The sequence below is a fragment of the Maribacter ulvicola genome, assembly GCF_900155985.1.
Taxonomy (GTDB): domain Bacteria; phylum Bacteroidota; class Bacteroidia; order Flavobacteriales; family Flavobacteriaceae; genus Maribacter; species Maribacter ulvicola.
The window spans coordinates 1,436,981-1,455,151 of the sequence record NZ_FTMA01000001.1 but is presented as its reverse complement, the minus strand read 5'-3'; the positions used below and the strand labels follow the sequence as shown (position 1 = coordinate 1,455,151).

General features: G+C 35.4%; 28 protein-coding genes. All 28 read right to left on the bottom strand.

Features of this window, described 5'->3' with window-relative positions; translation table 11 throughout:
* Positions 1 to 3: 3 nt before the first annotated feature.
* Positions 4 to 606, bottom strand: a complete 603-nt coding sequence (locus BW936_RS06260) for a hypothetical protein (protein WP_076547406.1) — start codon at positions 604 to 606, stop codon at positions 4 to 6.
* A 107-nt stretch (positions 607 to 713) separates the two neighbouring features.
* Positions 714 to 1,643 carry a citrulline utilization hydrolase CtlX gene (ctlX, locus tag BW936_RS06255; RefSeq protein WP_076547405.1) on the bottom strand — a complete coding sequence of 310 codons (930 nt, stop codon included), beginning with the start codon at positions 1,641 to 1,643 and terminating at the stop codon, positions 714 to 716.
* A 38-nt stretch (positions 1,644 to 1,681) separates the two neighbouring features.
* Positions 1,682 to 2,596: a dimethylarginine dimethylaminohydrolase family protein gene (locus BW936_RS06250; protein ID WP_076547404.1), complete on the bottom strand. Its 915-nt coding sequence runs from the start codon at positions 2,594 to 2,596 to the stop codon at positions 1,682 to 1,684.
* Between the two features lie 95 nt (positions 2,597 to 2,691).
* On the bottom strand, positions 2,692 to 3,978 hold the full coding sequence (locus BW936_RS06245) for a citrate synthase (protein WP_076547403.1): 1,287 nt from the start codon (positions 3,976 to 3,978) through the stop codon (positions 2,692 to 2,694).
* A gap of 114 nt (positions 3,979 to 4,092) precedes the next feature.
* A complete protein-coding gene (locus BW936_RS06240; protein ID WP_076547402.1) occupies positions 4,093 to 5,628 on the bottom strand; it encodes a glycogen synthase in 1,536 nt (511 codons plus the stop codon).
* A gap of 119 nt (positions 5,629 to 5,747) precedes the next feature.
* Entirely contained in the window at positions 5,748 to 7,040 is a 1,293-nt protein-coding gene (gene eno, locus BW936_RS06235) for a phosphopyruvate hydratase (RefSeq protein ID WP_076547401.1), read from the bottom strand.
* Positions 7,041 to 7,144: 104 nt separating this feature from the next.
* Positions 7,145 to 8,272 (bottom strand): glutamine-hydrolyzing carbamoyl-phosphate synthase small subunit, encoded by a 1,128-nt coding sequence (carA, locus tag BW936_RS06230; protein ID WP_076547400.1) that lies wholly within the window; start codon positions 8,270 to 8,272, stop codon positions 7,145 to 7,147.
* Between the two features lie 95 nt (positions 8,273 to 8,367).
* Positions 8,368 to 8,901 (bottom strand): 50S ribosomal protein L17, encoded by a 534-nt coding sequence (rplQ, locus tag BW936_RS06225; RefSeq protein ID WP_076547399.1) that lies wholly within the window; start codon positions 8,899 to 8,901, stop codon positions 8,368 to 8,370.
* A 59-nt stretch (positions 8,902 to 8,960) separates the two neighbouring features.
* On the bottom strand, positions 8,961 to 9,953 hold the full coding sequence (locus tag BW936_RS06220) for a DNA-directed RNA polymerase subunit alpha (RefSeq protein WP_076547398.1): 993 nt from the start codon (positions 9,951 to 9,953) through the stop codon (positions 8,961 to 8,963).
* 17 nt (positions 9,954 to 9,970) lie between these two features.
* Entirely contained in the window at positions 9,971 to 10,576 is a 606-nt protein-coding gene (gene rpsD, locus BW936_RS06215; protein ID WP_076547397.1) for a 30S ribosomal protein S4, read from the bottom strand.
* Between the two features lie 85 nt (positions 10,577 to 10,661).
* Positions 10,662 to 11,054, bottom strand: a complete 393-nt coding sequence (gene rpsK / locus BW936_RS06210; RefSeq protein ID WP_027064807.1) for a 30S ribosomal protein S11 — start codon at positions 11,052 to 11,054, stop codon at positions 10,662 to 10,664.
* Positions 11,055 to 11,063: 9 nt separating this feature from the next.
* Positions 11,064 to 11,438: a 30S ribosomal protein S13 gene (rpsM, locus tag BW936_RS06205; protein WP_036152167.1), complete on the bottom strand. Its 375-nt coding sequence runs from the start codon at positions 11,436 to 11,438 to the stop codon at positions 11,064 to 11,066.
* Positions 11,439 to 11,440: 2 nt separating this feature from the next.
* Positions 11,441 to 11,557, bottom strand: coding sequence for a type B 50S ribosomal protein L36 (ykgO, locus tag BW936_RS06200; protein WP_013305171.1), 117 nt, complete (start codon positions 11,555 to 11,557; stop codon positions 11,441 to 11,443).
* 8 nt (positions 11,558 to 11,565) lie between these two features.
* Positions 11,566 to 11,781: a translation initiation factor IF-1 gene (gene infA, locus BW936_RS06195; RefSeq protein WP_013305172.1), complete on the bottom strand. Its 216-nt coding sequence runs from the start codon at positions 11,779 to 11,781 to the stop codon at positions 11,566 to 11,568.
* 3 nt (positions 11,782 to 11,784) lie between these two features.
* Positions 11,785 to 13,128, bottom strand: coding sequence for a preprotein translocase subunit SecY (secY, locus tag BW936_RS06190; protein WP_076547396.1), 1,344 nt, complete (start codon positions 13,126 to 13,128; stop codon positions 11,785 to 11,787).
* Positions 13,129 to 13,142: 14 nt separating this feature from the next.
* On the bottom strand, positions 13,143 to 13,595 hold the full coding sequence (gene rplO / locus BW936_RS06185) for a 50S ribosomal protein L15 (protein WP_076547395.1): 453 nt from the start codon (positions 13,593 to 13,595) through the stop codon (positions 13,143 to 13,145).
* A gap of 12 nt (positions 13,596 to 13,607) precedes the next feature.
* A complete protein-coding gene (rpmD, locus tag BW936_RS06180; protein WP_036152161.1) occupies positions 13,608 to 13,787 on the bottom strand; it encodes a 50S ribosomal protein L30 in 180 nt (59 codons plus the stop codon).
* Positions 13,788 to 13,797: 10 nt separating this feature from the next.
* Positions 13,798 to 14,322 (bottom strand): 30S ribosomal protein S5, encoded by a 525-nt coding sequence (gene rpsE / locus BW936_RS06175; protein ID WP_058103817.1) that lies wholly within the window; start codon positions 14,320 to 14,322, stop codon positions 13,798 to 13,800.
* A gap of 9 nt (positions 14,323 to 14,331) precedes the next feature.
* Entirely contained in the window at positions 14,332 to 14,688 is a 357-nt protein-coding gene (gene rplR / locus BW936_RS06170) for a 50S ribosomal protein L18 (RefSeq protein WP_076547394.1), read from the bottom strand.
* An 11-nt stretch (positions 14,689 to 14,699) separates the two neighbouring features.
* Positions 14,700 to 15,242 carry a 50S ribosomal protein L6 gene (gene rplF, locus BW936_RS06165; RefSeq protein WP_076547393.1) on the bottom strand — a complete coding sequence of 181 codons (543 nt, stop codon included), beginning with the start codon at positions 15,240 to 15,242 and terminating at the stop codon, positions 14,700 to 14,702.
* 19 nt (positions 15,243 to 15,261) lie between these two features.
* The gene (gene rpsH / locus BW936_RS06160) at positions 15,262 to 15,660 is read right to left on the bottom strand and encodes a 30S ribosomal protein S8 (protein WP_076547392.1); all 399 of its coding nucleotides are present in this window, start codon (positions 15,658 to 15,660) and stop codon (positions 15,262 to 15,264) included.
* Between the two features lie 66 nt (positions 15,661 to 15,726).
* Positions 15,727 to 15,996, bottom strand: coding sequence for a 30S ribosomal protein S14 (gene rpsN / locus BW936_RS06155; protein WP_076547391.1), 270 nt, complete (start codon positions 15,994 to 15,996; stop codon positions 15,727 to 15,729).
* 1 nt (position 15,997) lies between these two features.
* Entirely contained in the window at positions 15,998 to 16,549 is a 552-nt protein-coding gene (gene rplE, locus BW936_RS06150; protein WP_036152150.1) for a 50S ribosomal protein L5, read from the bottom strand.
* A gap of 2 nt (positions 16,550 to 16,551) precedes the next feature.
* Entirely contained in the window at positions 16,552 to 16,866 is a 315-nt protein-coding gene (gene rplX / locus BW936_RS06145; RefSeq protein ID WP_076547390.1) for a 50S ribosomal protein L24, read from the bottom strand.
* 13 nt (positions 16,867 to 16,879) lie between these two features.
* Positions 16,880 to 17,248: a 50S ribosomal protein L14 gene (gene rplN / locus BW936_RS06140; protein ID WP_027064819.1), complete on the bottom strand. Its 369-nt coding sequence runs from the start codon at positions 17,246 to 17,248 to the stop codon at positions 16,880 to 16,882.
* A 3-nt stretch (positions 17,249 to 17,251) separates the two neighbouring features.
* Positions 17,252 to 17,509: a 30S ribosomal protein S17 gene (gene rpsQ, locus BW936_RS06135; protein ID WP_027064820.1), complete on the bottom strand. Its 258-nt coding sequence runs from the start codon at positions 17,507 to 17,509 to the stop codon at positions 17,252 to 17,254.
* 12 nt (positions 17,510 to 17,521) lie between these two features.
* The gene (rpmC, locus tag BW936_RS06130; protein WP_036152146.1) at positions 17,522 to 17,713 is read right to left on the bottom strand and encodes a 50S ribosomal protein L29; all 192 of its coding nucleotides are present in this window, start codon (positions 17,711 to 17,713) and stop codon (positions 17,522 to 17,524) included.
* Positions 17,714 to 17,725: 12 nt separating this feature from the next.
* On the bottom strand, positions 17,726 to 18,154 hold the full coding sequence (rplP, locus tag BW936_RS06125) for a 50S ribosomal protein L16 (RefSeq protein WP_036152144.1): 429 nt from the start codon (positions 18,152 to 18,154) through the stop codon (positions 17,726 to 17,728).
* Positions 18,155 to 18,171 lie beyond the last annotated feature (17 nt).

Below are 18,171 nucleotides of genomic sequence, written 5' to 3'. Positions count from 1 at the left end.
TTATTATTTAGAAGGGATAACCGCTCCGTTAGCAAACCAATTTTCAACAGCTTTCTTGAAATCTTCTTTTGAAACCGGAGGCAACGTTCGTTGTTCTCCATTTGCATGAATACCCGGTTCCCAAGCCCATAGCACCAGGTCATCTTCGGTCATATGCTCTACCAGTTCTTTGTGGCTTCTGTTACCATTTGTACTTTTGTCCAATAGGCGTTCTGCGATTTCTGCTCTTGTTAATCCCTCCCAAGCCATAGAGGCAGGTGCCAAAGCCCAATGCGGTGCACCGGGAACACCTGAATTTAAATTATTTTCAGATTGATGACAGGTATTACAATTAGTTGCCTCAAACCCGTGGTCATCTTCTCCCCTTGCCATACCAAAATAATGGGGATGACTATCATCACCTTGTTTAGGAATGTGATCACTAGGATGACAATTCATACAACGTGGATGGGTAAGTACATCCATCATCTTATCATAATCATCATTAGAATTTTGAGATTCCTTTGCTACAATTTCATAAGTTGAAATCTTAGGAGTATTTGCCCATGCAAACAGCAAGCCCACAACAGATATTGCTAAAAAAATATAAATTGGTTGTAACTTCATTGAGATTTTAAAAGGTATAAAAACACCTAAGCTCTTTGAAGATAGCGAATACTTCACAAAAATGGTATCCCATTAACATATATTATCCTAACAGGGTAGTTATTTATTCAGCTCTTTGGAAGAAACACTTCTGCCATCATACAGCGAGCACTACCACCACCGCAAGTTTCTATAGTATGTAATGAGCTATGTAGAATAGCACAGTGATTTTCAATTTGGGCAATCTGTTTTGGAGTTAAACTACCGTAGGCCGCTGAGCTCATTACCATATACCTCTTATCAGCACCACCCAAGACTTGAAGCATATTGCCTGCAAAATGATGCATTTGTTGCTCTGTAATGGCTATTATTTCTTTCCCATCTTTTTTAAGATGGTCTAAAACATTTTTTCTTTCCTTTTTATCATCGATAGCATCTGTACAAATCACCACAAAAGTTTCTGCCAGAGCCATCATTACATTAGTATGATAAATAGGTAGCCTTTTACCATCTACAGATTGGTTTGCCGTAAAGATTACGGGAAAGAAATCGAAATCTTCACAAAACTCGATAAACAAATCTTCTGCTGCGCGTTCAGAAAGAGCGCAATAGGCTTTCTTATTTACCCTATCTATAAGAATACTACCTGTACCTTCTAGGTACAATTCTTCATCTTCAGCAGACGTATAGTCAATAACATCTTTTATTTTAAAATTATTCTTTTCTAAGACGTCCAAGATATCTTCTCTACGCTCATTTCTTCTATTCTCTGCAAACATTGGGTAAACACCTACCGTACCATTGGCGTGAAAAGAAATCCAATTATTAGGAAAAATACTATCTGGCGTATCAGGTTCTTTGGTATCCTGAACAACAATAACATTTACTCCTTTATTTTTCAATACGGATACAAATGCATCGAACTCCTCTTGAGCTTTCTGATTTATTTCTTGATTCTTCATATCAATATCTTCCATAAAGTAGTTATTGACAGCGGTCTGTTCATTCATTCTAAATGACACCGGGCGAATCATCAGTATTGTATTTGTTATTTGCATAGGGGTACTAATTAAATTGTGGTTAGTTGATTTATAAATTATGCCCTGATCAAGGGTAACGTACTACAGCGCAGTAAACCTTCTTGTTTTGATATTTCAGCATACGGAATTTCTTCTACCGTAAACCCTTGTTCTCGCAACCAATTATTTAAACGTGTAAAGCTTTTTTCAGAAACTACTACATCTGGTGAAATGGAAAAAACATTACTGTACATGTGATACATTTCTTGCGCATCAATTTCGAAAACATTTTCCTTCCCGAAAAAATCTACCAACCATTGGTATTCTTCGGCTACTAAAAATCCGTTTTTATGTATGATTGCTTTTCCTTTTCCTAAAGGTTGAAAACAGCAATCTAAATGTAAGGCATTGTCCTGAGCCACAGTGTTAGACTTGCGTAACTCAAAAGACTTAATGGTTTTTTGTGGAAATTGTTTTGTTAAATATTCAACAGCAGCTTTGTTAGTTCTTGCCGTAATATATGTTGGGTAATCTGCTGCGGAATATGTGCCTACAAAAATATAATCGTTCCAAGGCATCACATCACCACCTTCTACATGAACATCTTCAGGCGGAGTTAGAATGTTACCATCATCTATTTTATCCAACACATGCAAAATTGCTTCCACTTCTTTCTCACGATCAGGCAATATATTGGCTTTGATCAATTTATCTTCAATTACAAAAGCAATATCCCTAGTAAAAATCTGATTACAATCTTCAAGAACTTCGGGTCTGAAAACTTTAACATTATACTTTTCAAAGACTTTCCTAAAAGCCTCCATTTCAGCAATCATATCAGCTTCGGTAGGGTATGTACCAGCTTTAATATGTTCCTTTGATTTGGGATCATAAGCCTCTTCTAGCGTAGGTGTTGGCCCAGAACTTTTGGCTATACCCAAAACAACTGCTTTTAAAGGTGAAATTTCATCATTAACATTTAATTGTAACATATGTATGTTTTAAAATCTGCATTTAAATTTGGCACAAAAAAAAAGCTCCTTTAAAATTAAAAGAGCTTTTTTGTTTTTTTATTAATGGTAGCAATCTACCTTTTGTCCAGTTCGACAAAAGACCTTAAATTTTCACCAACATAAACCTGTCTAGGTCTACCAATTGGCTCTCCATTTAATCTCATTTCTCTCCATTGTGCTATCCACCCAGGTAATCTTCCTAAAGCAAACATTACTGTAAACATTTCTGTAGGTATACCTAAAGCTCTATAAATAATACCAGAATAGAAATCTACATTAGGATATAATTTTCTATCCACAAAGTAAGGATCCTCTAGTGCTTCTTTCTCTAGTCCCTTTGCAATTTCCAAAATAGGATCGTCTATACCTAAATCTGCCAGTACTTCATCAGCAGCTACTTTGATAATCTTGGCACGTGGATCAAAGTTTTTATAAACTCTATGTCCGAAGCCCATTAATCTAAAAGGATCTGACTTGTCTTTAGCTTTTGCCATGTATTTTTTAGTATCTCCACCATCCGCTTCAATGGCTTCAAGCATTTCTAATACGGCTTGGTTAGCACCACCATGTAGTGGTCCCCAAAGTGCAGAAATACCCGCAGATAAAGATGCAAATAATCCAGCATGAGAAGATCCTACTATACGAACAGTACTGGTAGAACAATTTTGCTCATGATCAGCGTGTAGAATCAATAATTTATCTAGCGCCTCAATAACAACTTTGTTCTTTTTATAATCTTGATTAGGACGTTTGAACATCATTTTATGAATATTCTCTACATACCCCAAATTATCATCACCATAATCTAACGGAAGACCTTTCTTTTTTCTTAACGTCCAAGCAACAAGCACTGGAAATTTAGCTAAAATACGCACAATTGCTTTGTACATTGCTTCTTCTGAACCAACATCGACAGTTGAGGGGTTAAAAGCGATCAACGCACTGGTCAAAGAAGACAATACGCCCATTGGGTGTGCTGACTTTGGAAATCCGTCCAAAATCTTTTTCATCTCCTCATCTACATGAGATTCATCTTTTATATCTTTATGGAACTTTGCTAACTGTTCTTCGTTCGGTAAGTCTCCAAATATCAATGCATAAGCTACTTCTAAGAAATCTGCTTTCTCTGCTAACTCTTCTATTGAATAACCTCTATAACGTAAAATACCTTTCTCGCCATCTAAAAAAGTAATAGCACTCTCACATGAGCCTGTGTTCTTAAAACCTGGATCAATAGTAATTATCCCTTTGGTAACTGAACGCAAAGATTTGATATCGATTGCAAGTTCATTTTCGGTTCCCTTAATTACAGGAAACTCATATTTTTCACCATTATATTCTAAAATAGCTTTATCTGACATTTTTATGTTTACGTTTTAAATACTTCTCGTAAAGTTAACAAAACAGTATTGTTTTAACAATTTCAAAAATCTGTTTGGGGTAAAATTAACAATAAGTACCATGAAATAGGCTCATTACAACAGATATAATGACTCATAATACGCGTCTAGAGATTTTTCCCAAGTAAAACGAGCCTTTTTTGCATTTGCCTTTATCTTTTTCCAAGTAGGTTTATCCGTTTCCCAAATTGTCAAAGCTTCATCAAAACTTTTGACCATATTTTTTATTTGTTCATCATAAGTATCTCCACTAAAAGCAAAACCAGTTTTCAAATGTTTAACAGTATCTTTTAAACCTCCTGTATGATGAACCAAACATGGATTACCATTTCTCATAGCCAACATTTGACTAATACCACACGGCTCAAATAAGCTAGGCATAAAATACAAATCTGTTTCTAAATACATAGAATCTATCAGATCTTCTGATTGCCCGTTAGTGAACACAAAGTTTTTATGATGATAGCTCATATGACGAAAAAATTCCTCATAATCAGGATCTCCGGTTCCTAATAGAATAAATATACCGTCTATCTCATTTAATCTAGCCAACATTTCTTCAAAAGCTTCAGGAGATCGTTTTAGGAAATAGAATTTCTGTTCTGTTAGCCTAGCTACACTAGACACTATAAATTTTGGTCTGTTACCTACAAACTGCATAATCTTCTCACCTGTATGGGCAAGAAAATCAGCCTTATACTTCTTTGAATTTTCTTGAAGCCATCTAAAAATAGCTTTAACGGTATTCCTATATAAATATCCTTTTTCCGCCTCTCTCACATTGCCATAGTTACTGGCATTTAAAATACCGAAAAGCCTACCTTCATTATTTGCCCTAATGAGGTCTTCTTCTAAACTTTCTCCTCCTATAAACTCTGGTCTTCTACTAGGTAAAAGGACATCTTCTTTGTAAGATGGAGAAACCGTATGAACTGCATCTGCAAATCTAATACCTACAGCCATTAAATTAATACAGTCTTGATATCGAGAGTCCATTAAAGCGTTGTGATCCAATTGTATTTCTGGAAACCAATGATTGACAGAAGCATAGTTATTATAGAAAGGTCGAATGCCCTGTATGGCCAGATTATGAATAGTATACACGTAGCGCATCTTTTTCAAATCTTGATAACTTGGATGATATGTTTTAATGAATAACAGCGCTGCTGAGTGCCAATCATGCATATGCACAATATCTAAATCGCCAAAAGCACCAACCTTAATAGCCTCTGCTGTAGCCGTGCAAAAAATAATAAATTTTACAAAATCATTATAAAATGGTTCTGTAGGGTCATCGTGATAAATATGCGCTATACCTCCTTCGGTAATTTCCGGATGATGAATTACATAATGGGTTATGTTCTTATCAACTCTCTTAGGTATCACTTCATATAATTCTGCTGTATATGGTATACCTCTAAGGCTAAATTCAAGTTTGGTTTTAAAGATTCCGTTTTTATGAAGTCTATTATACGAAGGCACAATGACGTGCACTCTATCTTCTCGTTTCGATATCTCTCTAGGTACGTCTCTGACCACGTCACCCATGCCACCAGCTTTACAATCAGGAATGGCGTCATTCTCTGCGGAAACAAAAAGGAAATTATTCATATGCTAACAACGAGAATTTAGTGTTGGTTTATTCCTAAAAGATAGTTAAAGTTTTGAAGTGTGCCAAAAAAAAAAGCCTTTCTTGAAAGAAAGGCTTAATCAATTATTCTAGTTAAGAATTAACCTAATTTAAAAGCTTTTTCTTGTGGATAGTAAGCTGTACTTCCTAATTCTTCTTCTATACGAAGTAATTGGTTGTATTTAGCCATACGATCTGATCGTGAAGCGGAACCAGTTTTAATTTGACCGGTATTTAAAGCTACGGCTAAATCAGCAATAGTATTATCTTCCGTCTCTCCAGAACGGTGAGACATTACTGATGTATAACCTGCATTTTTAGCCATATTAACAGCTGCAATTGTCTCTGTCAAAGTACCAATTTGATTTACCTTGATCAAAATTGAATTTGCGATACCTTTTTCAATACCTGTAGAAAGACGTTCAACGTTTGTAACAAACAAATCATCACCTACCAATTGCACTTTATCTCCAATTTTATCGGTCAAAGATTTCCAACCATCCCAATCGTTTTCATCCATACCGTCTTCTATAGAGATAATAGGGTATTTTGCACTTAAATCAGCTAAATATTGAGCTTGCTCTTCAGATGTTCTAATTACACCAGATTCACCTTCAAACTTCGTATAGTCATATTTACCATCAACAAAAAATTCAGCAGCAGCACAGTCCAATGCAATCATGACATCATCCCCTAAAGTATAACCTGCGTTTTTAACCGCTTTTGCAATAGTATCTAAAGCATCCTCAGTACCACCGGCAAGGTTTGGTGCAAATCCACCTTCATCACCAACCGCGGTACTAAGACCACGATCATGCAATACTTTTTTAAGGTTATGGAAAATCTCTGTCCCCATTTGCATAGCGTGTGTAAAGCTTTTTGCTTTAACGGGCATTACCATGAATTCCTGAAATGCGATTGGCGCATCTGAATGAGAACCACCATTAATAATATTCATCATTGGAACAGGTAAGGTATTTGCACTAACACCACCAATATATCTAAACAAAGAAAGACCTAATTCATTCGCAGCGGCCTTTGCAGCAGCTAAAGAAACACCTAATATAGCATTAGCCCCTAATTTAGATTTGTTTGGCGTACCATCTAAATCTATCATGGTTTGATCTAAAAGATTTTGATCAAATACACTCATTCCTAAAATTTCCTCTGCAATAATGCTGTTTACGTTATCAACAGCTTTACTTACGCCTTTACCCATGAAAGTCTTACCACCATCACGTAATTCAACAGCTTCATGCTCACCAGTAGAAGCTCCAGAAGGAACAGCAGCTCTACCCATAACACCATTCTCTGTAACTACATCTACTTCAACAGTTGGGTTTCCTCTAGAATCTAATATTTGCCTTGCGTGAACATTTAATATAATACTCATTTTAATTCTTTTTTATTAGTTGTTTGTTTAAAAAGTAAAGATACAAAAGCAGGCTTTTAACTACCTCTTTCAATACCTACATTTCCATATTAAATAATGTTTATTTAAACTATTTCGTTAAGTTTCGAACTTTTTTCAATTAAATTGAAAAAATCATCAAAAAGATAATCTGCATCATGTGGACCAGGACTTGCTTCTGGATGATATTGTACAGAAAACACATTTTTATCTTTCATACGAATACCAGCTACGGTCTTATCATTAAGATGTGTATGCGTAATCTCTAAGGTACTATTAGCCTCTGCTTCTTCCCTATTAATAGCAAAACCATGGTTTTGAGAGGTAATTTCTCCTTTACCCGTTATTAAATTTAATACAGGATGATTTATACCTCTATGACCGTTATGCATTTTATAGGTTGATACACCGTTAGCCAATGCTAAAACTTGATGTCCTAAGCAAATTCCAAAAAGAGGCTTATCTGTTCGTATCATTTTCTTAACCGCAGAAATGGCATCAATCAATGGTTCTGGATCACCTGGACCATTTGATATAAAGAATGCATCAGGCTCCCAAGAAGACATTTCCTCAAAACTACTGTTATAAGGAAAGACTTTTACGTATGCTCCACGTTTTACCAAATTTCTTAAAATATTCTTTTTTATACCAATATCAAGTGCTGCTATTTTATAAGTAGCAGTTTTATCTCCAGCAAAATATGGTTCATTTGTAGACACTTTTGATGCCAGCTCTAACCCTTTCATGCTTGGCACTTCACTTAGTTTCTTTTTTAACCCCTCAATATCTTCAATATCCGTAGAAATTACAGCATTCATTGCTCCATTATCCCTAATATAACTTACCAAGGCACGTGTATCCACATCAGAAATTGCAAACAAATCATTCTTATCTAAAAACCCTTGCAAACTATCATCTGCCAAAGGTCTAGAATACTCATAACTAAAATTTCTACAGACCAACCCAGAAATTTTTATTGATTCAGATTCAATTTCACCTTTATTAACACCGTAGTTACCAATATGTGCATTAGTGGTCACCATTATTTGTCCAAAATAAGATGGATCTGTAAATATCTCTTGATAACCCGTCATCCCAGTATTGAAGCATACCTCTCCAAAGGCGGTACCTTCTTTATCCCCTACAGATTTCCCATAAAAGATAGTACCGTCTGCAAGTAATATTATAGCTTTTCTCTTTGCCTGATATTTCATTTTAGTCTTATAATTTATTCGTTCACAAAAAAACATAAAAAAAAGGATAAGCTACAAAGCTTATCCTTTTTCATTATTAATATTTATTGACAATGTTATTCCTTAGAATCATCAATCTTAGCTTCTGTTTCTGGTTGAGCCTCTTCAACTTTAGTTTCTTTCTCAGCAGAAACTGCAGTTGCATCACCACCACCTGACCTTCTACTTCTTCTCGTAGATTTTTTCTTAGGCTTCCCAGCATTGTACAATTCGTTGAAATCAACCAATTCTATCATTGCCATATCAGCATTATCACCTAAACGATTACCTAATTTGATAATTCTAGTATAACCACCTGGTCTATCTGCAACTTTTTCAGATACAACACTAAACAATTCTGTTACAGCATATTTATCACGAAGGTTTTTAAAAACAATACGTCTGTTATGAGTACCTTTTTCAGCACTAACATTATTTTCTGCTTTTGATTTCGTAATCAAAGGCTCAATAAATTGCTTTAAAGCTTTAGCTTTTGCAACTGTTGTATTGATTCTTTTGTGCTCAATCAAAGAACAAGCCATGTTTGCTAACATTGCTTTTCTATGGGCAGTCTTTCTACCTAAATGATTAATTTTTTTACCGTGTCTCATATTTTAATTTTATCATCTTGCTACCAAACTCGTTAGAACGAGGAGCAAAATATGATTATTTAATCTTTATCTAATTTGTATTTTGATAAATCCATACCAAAACTTAATCCTTTGTTAATTACAAGTTCTTCAAGTTCAGTTAAAGATTTTTTACCAAAGTTTCTAAACTTCATTAAATCGTTCTTATTGAAAGAAACCAAATCTCCTAAAGTATCCACTTCAGCAGCTTTTAAACAGTTTAGTGCACGAACAGAAAGGTCCATATCAACTAATTTAGTTTTCAATAATTGTCTCATATGTAAAGACTCTTCATCATAAGTCTCTGTTTGAGCAATCTCATCAGCTTCTAGTGTTATACGCTCATCAGAGAATAACATAAAGTGATGAATAAGAACTTTTGCTGCTTCAGTCAAAGCATCTTTTGGATGGATTGAACCATCTGAAGATATTTCAAAAACTAATTTTTCATAATCAGTTTTTTGCTCTACACGAAAGTTTTCAATACTATATTTTACATTCTTAATAGGTGTAAAAATAGAATCAACAGCTATTGTACCTAATGGCGCACCAGATTTTCTATTTTCCTCTGCAGGAACATAACCCCTACCTTTTTCAATAGTTATCTCCATATTGATGCTAACTTTAGCATCCATATTACAAAGAACTAAATCTGGATTCAAAACTTGATATCCAGAAATAAACTTTTGAAAATCACCAGCAGTCAACTGATTCTTACCACTTACAGAAATTGAAACAACTTCCGCTTCAGAATCTTCTATTTGCTTTTTGAAACGTACTTGTTTCAAGTTTAATATAATCTCTGTTACATCTTCAACAACGCCAGGTATAGTAGAAAATTCATGCTCTACTTTATCAATCCTAACCGAAGTTATTGCATGACCTTCTAAAGAAGAAAGCAATACTCTTCTTAATGCATTCCCAACAGTTAATCCATAACCAGGTTCCAAAGGGCGAAATTCGAACTTCCCTTCGAAATCAGAGGAATCGATCATTATTACTTTATCGGGTTTCTGAAAATTAAATAATGCCATAATTGGATCGGTATTGTTTATTTAGAGTATAACTCCACGATTAATTGTTCTTTGATATTTTCTGGAATCTGCAATCTTTCTGGAATAGTAACATAAGTACCTTCCTTCTTTTCACTGTTCCAAGAAATCCATTCATAAACTGCACTACTAGCAGCTAATGAATCTTGTATACTTTGTAATGATTTAGATTTCTCTCTAACACCAACAACATCTCCTGCTTTTAATGAGTAAGAAGGTATATTTACCAACTCTCCATTAACCGTAATGTGTCTGTGAGATACTAACTGTCTTGCACCGCTTCTAGTTGGAGAAATACCCATTCTAAAAACAACGTTATCTAAACGAGATTCACATAATTGAAGTAAGATCTCACCAGCAACACCTTCTTTTCTTTTCGCAGTTTGAAATAAGTTTCTAAATTGCTTTTCTAGAATACCGTAAGTATATTTAGCCTTTTGCTTCTCCATCAACTGAACAGAATACTCTGATTTCTTACCTCTTCTTCTGTTGTTACCGTGTTGCCCTGGAGGGTAATTCTTTTTTTCGAAAGATTTATCATCTCCGAAAATTGCTTCGCCGAATTTACGTGCGATTTTTGATTTTGGTCCTGTATATCTTGCCATTTTCTTTTAATTTGAAAGTGAGATTATGAATTAAGGCTTATCCTTCGATAATCGTAACTACACTTTCGGTGAAATATAATATTAATTAAACTCTTCTTCTTTTAGGAGGTCTACATCCATTATGTGGCATTGGAGTAACATCGATAATCTCTGTTACTTCGATACCCGCATTGTGTAAAGATCTGATTGCAGATTCTCTTCCGTTACCTGGACCTTTTACATAAACCTTAACTTTTCTTAAACCTGCTTCATGCGCAACTTTAGAACAATCTTCTGCAGCAACTTGCGCAGCATAAGGTGTATTTTTCTTAGAACCTCTAAAACCTAATTTACCGGCTGATGACCAAGAAATAACATCTCCTTTTTTATTTGTCAAAGAGATAATGATGTTGTTGAAAGATGCACTGATGTGCGCCTCACCAACAGAATCAACTATAACCTTACGTTTCTTGGTAACTTTAGTACTTGCCTTTGCCATACCTAATTATTATTTAGTTGCTTTCTTCTTGTTAGCAACTGTTTTACGCTTTCCTTTTCTAGTTCTAGAGTTGTTCTTGGTACGTTGACCTCTTAAAGGCAAACCTGACCTATGACGAATACCTCTATAACAGCCTATATCCATCAAACGCTTAATGTTCAACTGAGTCTCTGAACGTAATTCACCTTCAATGGTAAATTCAGAAACAGCTTCCCTGATACGACCTATTTCATCATCGTTCCAATCAGAAACCTTAGTATCTTCGCTAACTTGGGCTTTACTTAATATTTCTTGTGACCTACTTCTTCCTATTCCGAAAATATAGGTCAAGGCGATTACACCTCTCTTTTGTTTTGGTATATCTATACCTGCGATTCTTGCCATAATTACCCTTGTCTTTGTTTAAATCTAGGATTCTTTTTGTTGATTACGTACAACCTGCCTTTTCTGCGAACAATCTTGCAGTCGGCACTTCTCTTCTTAACTGATGCTCTTACTTTCATCTTGTATCTTAGTATCTATATGTAATTCTTGCTTTAGTAAGGTCATAAGGACTCATCTCCAATTTAACCTTATCTCCAGGTAATAGTTTAATATAGTGCATACGCATCTTACCTGATATATGCGCTGTTACCACATGTCCGTTCTCCAACTCTACACGAAACATTGCATTTGATAATGCTTCAATGATAGATCCATCTTGTTCTATTGCTGCCTGCTTAGCCATAAATTATGCTACTTTTCTATTTTTACCGGTTTTCATTAAACCATCATAATGTCTATTCAACAAATAGGAATTAACTTGTTGCACTGTATCAATAGCAACACCAACCATAATTAAAAGGGAAGTACCACCATAAAATAACGCCCATCCAGCTTGAACATCCATCAACTTTACCACTATTGCCGGTAAAATAGCCAGCAAAGCTAAGAAAATAGATCCAGGTAACGTTATTAAAGACATAATCTTATCTAAATAATCTCCAGTTTCTTTTCCTGGACGAATTCCAGGGATAAAACCACCACTTCTTTTAAGGTCATCTGCCATCTTATTGGTAGGTACCGTTATGGCAGTATAAAAATAGGTGAATATTATAATCAATAATGCAAACAATAAATTATATGCCCATCCAAAGATGTCACTAAACTGAACTTGCATCCATTGTCCAAATGCAGTATCATCAAAAGCACCACCTATCATCCCTGGTACAAACATAATAGCTTGCGCAAAGATTATTGGCATAACCCCAGAAGCGTTTAACTTTAATGGAATATATTGTCTTGACCCCATGATGTTTTTCTCATACCCACCAGAAGCGGTTCTTCTAGCATATTGCACAGGAATTTGTCTTGTAGCCATTACCAACAGTATACAAGCCAATATCACCAAGAACCAAACAATAACTTCTATTAAAATAAACATTAGACCACCATTATTATCCGTAGTTCTAGATATAAATTCTTGAACAAAAGATTGAGGCATTGTCGCAATTATACCAATCATGATTAAAAGTGAAATACCGTTACCAATACCTTTATCAGTAATTTTTTCACCCAACCACATAGCAAACACAGTACCTGTAACCAGTATAATAACTGCAGGAACCATGAAGTCCAAACCTTTTCCTAATAAGAAAGCACTATCTCTAACACCAAACGCCTCTAACCCATACAAATAAGCAGGTGCCTGAACAATACAAATACCAATGGTCAACCATCTAGTAATTTGATTGATAGTCTTACGACCGCTTTCTCCTTCTTTTTGTAACTTCTGAAGATAAGGAATTGCAATACCCATTAACTGAACTACAATAGATGCAGATATATAAGGCATGATACCTAATGCAAAAACAGAAGCATTAGCAAACGCCCCTCCTGTAAATGCATTTAAAAGACCAAAAATACCTTGATCTGTACTATCTGTTAACCCACCTAATTGTGTTGAATCTATACCCGGAAGTACAATTTGACAACCAAAACGGTAAACCAATAAAAGACCTAATGTAATAAGAATTCTATTTCTTAGTTCTTCTATCTTCCAAATATTGGATATTGTATCAATAAAATTCTTCATGCTGTTGTTTATGCTTACAAACTTATTGCTTCTCCACCTGCCGCTTCAATAGCTGCTTTGGCTGATGCTGTAAATTTATGTACTGATATTTTAAGAGCTGCTTTTAATTCGCCATTTCCTAAAATTTTCACTAAATCGTTTTTACCAACTAAACCATTTTCAATCAAAAGATCCAAAGACACTTCATTGGTTACAACTTTATTATCCACAAGTTCTTGTAACTTCTCTAAATTGATACCTTGGTAGCTTTTACGATTAATATTTGTAAAACCAAACTTAGGTACACGACGTTGTAAAGGCATTTGACCACCTTCAAAACCAATCTTCTTAGAATAACCAGATCTTGATTTTGCTCCTTTATGACCTCTTGCAGCTGTGCCTCCTTTTCCAGAACCCTGACCTCTTCCAAGTCGTTTTCCGTCTCTATTCACCGAACCTTCTGCAGGCTGTAAATTATGTAAACCCATTTTATCCTAAATTTAAGCTTCCTCAGTGGAAACTAAATGTTTAACTTTATTTATCATACCAAGAATATTAGGCGTATCATCATGTTCAACGACCTGACCAATTCTTTTTAAACCAAGAGCCTCTAAAGTTCTTTTTTGATTTTGAGGTTTCTTAATTCCACTTTTTAACTGTGTAACTTTAATCTTTGCCATAATTTTCCTCTTAACCTTTAAATACTTTTTCTAAAGAAACACCTCTTTGTGTAGCAATAGTCTTTGCATCTCTAAGTTGTAATAAAGCATCAAAAGTTGCTTTTACAACGTTATGTGGATTTGATGAACCCTGAGATTTAGATAATACATCATGCACACCTACAGATTCTAATACTGATCTTACAGCACCACCGGCAATAACACCGGTACCATGGGATGCAGGTTGAATATAAACTCTTGCGCCACCAAATTTACCTTTTTGTTCGTGAGGTAGTGTCCCTTTATTTAAAGGAATACGAACTAGATTCTTTTTACCATCCTCAATTGCTTTTGCAATAGCAGTAGCAACTTCTTTTGATTTACCTAAACCGTGACCAACAACACCATTCTCATCACCTACAACAACAATTGCAGAAAAACCGAATGCTCTACCACCTTTTGTTACCTTAGTTACACGTTGAATACCAACTAATTTATCTTTTAAATCTAGACCACCTGGTTTAACAGTCTCTACGTTTTTATATTTTTGGAACATACTAGTATATTAGAATTTTAGTCCTGCTTCTCTTGCACCATCTGCTAAAGATTTCACTCTTCCATGATACAAATTACCTCCTCTATCAAAAGCAACTTTATCCAAGCCAGCTTTTACAGATTTCTCAGCGATTGTTTTACCAACCAAAGCAGCAATCTCGGTTTTATTTCCTTTTGCTTTCGCAATATCCTTATCTCTTGAAGAAGCGGATACTAAAGTGACTCCTTTAACGTCGTCTATAACTTGCGCGTAAATTTCGCTGTTACTTCTAAATACAGATAATCTTGGCTTAGCTGCAGTTCCAGAAGAAACCTTACGTATTCTACGTCGGATTCTTAATTTTCTTTGTGTTTTTGATAATCCCATAATATCCTTTATTAAGCTGACTTACCAGCTTTTCTTCTTAATATTTCACCTACAAACTTAATTCCTTTCCCTTTGTACGGCTCCGGACTACGGAAAGATCTAATCTTTGCTGCTATATGACCCACTAATTGTTTGTCATGAGAAGTAAGCTTCACTATAGGATTCTTACCTTTTTCAGAAATTGTTTCCACCTTTACCTCAGGGGCCAGATCAAAAACAATATTATGAGAAAAACCTAGAGCCAAATCAAGTTTTTGACCTTGATTACTTGCTCTATAACCTACACCTACTAATTCTAATTCTTTGGTCCAACCTTTAGAGACACCATCAACCATATTAGTGATAAGTGACCTGTACAAACCGTGTTTTGCTTTATGCTCCTTAGAGTCAGATGGCCTTGTTACAAAAGCCTGTCCGTCTTCTACTTTAATCGATACTCCTGAGAACTCTTGAGTCAACTCACCTAATTTTCCTTTTACGGAAATGATGTTGTCGTTGATTTCAACTGTAACCCCTTCAGGAATTGCGACTGGATTATTACCTATTCTAGACATTTTCTAAATCTTTTATCAATTAATAAACGTAGCATAAAACTTCACCACCAACTTTCTCTGCCTTAGCCTGCTTGCTAGTCATTACACCGTGAGATGTAGACACAATAGCAATACCCAAACCATTTAATACACGAGGTAAATCTTCACTACCCGCATACTTTCTAAGACCAGGCTTACTTATACGCTGTATTTTCTTGATAACAGGTTCTTTAGTAAGCTTATCATATTTCAAAGCTATCTTTATAGATCCTTGAACTTTGCTCTCTTCGAACTTGTAGCTTAAAATATATCCTTGATCGAATAATATTTTAGTAATTTCTTTCTTTAGATTCGACGCAGGAATTTCAACAACCCTATGTCCCGCTCTACTCGCGTTTCTAACTCTCGTTAGGTAATCTGCAATAGTATCTGTTACCATATGTATATAATTCGGAGATGGTTTTCAGCACTTAAGCCAAACCTAAATCCATTAATAATTCTTTACTTACCAGCTAGCCTTCTTAACACCAGGTATCAACCCAGCATTAGCCATCTCTCTGAATTTCACCCTTGAAATACCAAAAGTTCTCATGTAACCTTTAGGTCTTCCCGTCAACTTACATCTGTTGTGCAAACGAACCGGAGATGCATTCTTAGGTAATCTCTGAAGCGCTTCGTAATCTCCAGCTTCTTTTAAAGCCTTACGTTTCTCAGCATAATTCGCTACAGTTCTTTCCCTTTTTCTCTCACGGGCTTTCATTGATTCCTTAGCCATACTAATTCTTTTTAAAAGGTAAACCTAATTCTGTTAATAATGATTTTGCTTCTTTATCTGTATCTGCAGAAGTTACAAATGTAATATCCATACCGTTAATTCTATTGATTTTATCAATATTAACTTCAGGAAATATGATTTGCTCCGTTACACCAAGGTTATAATTTCCACGACCATCAAAACCTGTTGCTTTAATTCCCTGAAAATCTCTAACACGTGGTAATGCAGAAGTAACCAAACGGTCTAAAAATTCGTACATACGCTCACCTCTTAGGGTAACTTTTGCACCAATTGGCATACCTTTTCTTAATTTAAAGGCAGCAACATCTTTCTTAGACATCGTAGCTACGGCTTTTTGACCCGTTATCATAGTCATCTCATCTATTGCATGGTCAATAAGTTTTTTATCAGCAACAGCAGCTCCTACACCTCTACTCATTACTATCTTCTCTAACTTAGGAACCTGCATTACATTACTGTAACCAAACTCTTCGGTAAGGGCAGCTACTATTCGCTCCTTATACTCTTTCTTTAATCTTGCAACGTATGCCATAACTAAATTACTTCATTGGATTTTTTGGAAACCCTAACTTTCTTACCATCCTTCATTTCGTAACCAACTCTTGTTACATCGCCAGTTTTACTGTCGATCAATGCCAAATTGGAAATATGGATTAAAGCTTCTTTTTTTACAATACCACCTTGAGGATTTTTAGCACTAGGCTTCTCATGTTTAGATACCATATTGGCACCTTCTACGATGGCTTTATTTTTCTCAAGATTTACACGCATAACTTTACCTTCGGTACCTTTATGGTCACCAGCAGTAATTCTTACCGTATCTCCTGTTTTGATTTTTAACTTTTTCATCTTGTCAGTTATATTATAATACCTCTGGGGCCAATGATACAATCTTCATGAACTGCTTATCCCTAAGCTCTCTTGCTACAGGTCCAAAAACACGAGTACCTCTCATTTCTCCGGCAGGATTCAATAACACACAAGCGTTATCATCAAATCTTATATAAGATCCATCAGGTCTTCTAACCTCTTTCTTTGTACGAACTACAACAGCAGTTGAAACCGCACCTTTTTTGATACCTCCATTCGGAGTAGCCTCCTTAACAGTAACCACTATTTTGTCACCTATTGAAGCATACCTTCTTTTGGTACCACCAAGAACACGGATAGTTAAAACTTCCTTTGCCCCTGTGTTATCCGCTACTTTTAGTCTAGATTCTTGCTGTAACATAACTTATTTAGCTCTTTCTAAGATTTCTACTAATCTCCAACATTTGGTTTTACTCATAGGTCTTGTTTCCATGATCTTTACAGTATCACCAATGTTACAATCGTTCTTTTCGTCATGTGCAACATATTTCTTTGTCTTCAAAACGAATTTTCCGTACATAGGATGTTTTACTCTTTTCACTTCTGCAATAACAATAGATTTCTCCATTTTATTACTAGTAACAACTCCTACTCTCTCTTTTCTTAAATTTCTTTTCTCCATAAAGCCCACCAGTTATTGGTTCTCCCTATTAGTTAATTCAGTAGCTAATCTTGCTACCGTTCTCCTTACTTTTCTAATCTGAAGCGGATTTTCTAACGGAGTTACAAAATGTGCCATTTTCAAATCTGCATGCTGCTTCTTGTACTCGGCCAGTTTCTCCGTAAGTCCTTCCACAGACATTTCTTTAATCTCTTGTTTTTTCATTATCACTTACGTTTAATTTCCAGCCTCGTAATCACGAGCTACAATGAATTTTGTTTTTACAGGAAGTTTCTGAGCCGCTAATCTTAAAGCCTCTTTTGCTACTTCCATAGGAACTCCGGCCACTTCGAACATAATTCTACCCGGTTTAACCACGGCTACAAAATATTCTGGTGCACCCTTACCTTTACCCATACGTACTTCTAATGGCTTTTTGGTAATCGGCTTGTCTGGAAATATTTTAATCCACAATTGACCTTCTCTCTTCATAAATCTAGTAGCAGCAATACGAGCAGCTTCTATTTGGCGTGAAGTCAAAAATGCAGCATCATCAACATTCTTTATACCGAACATACCATTTGAAAGTTGGTGTCCTCTTCCAGCAAGACCTTTCATACGGCCTTTCTGCATCTTACGGAACTTCGTTCTTTTCGGTTGTAACATTACTTTAGTTCTTTAAA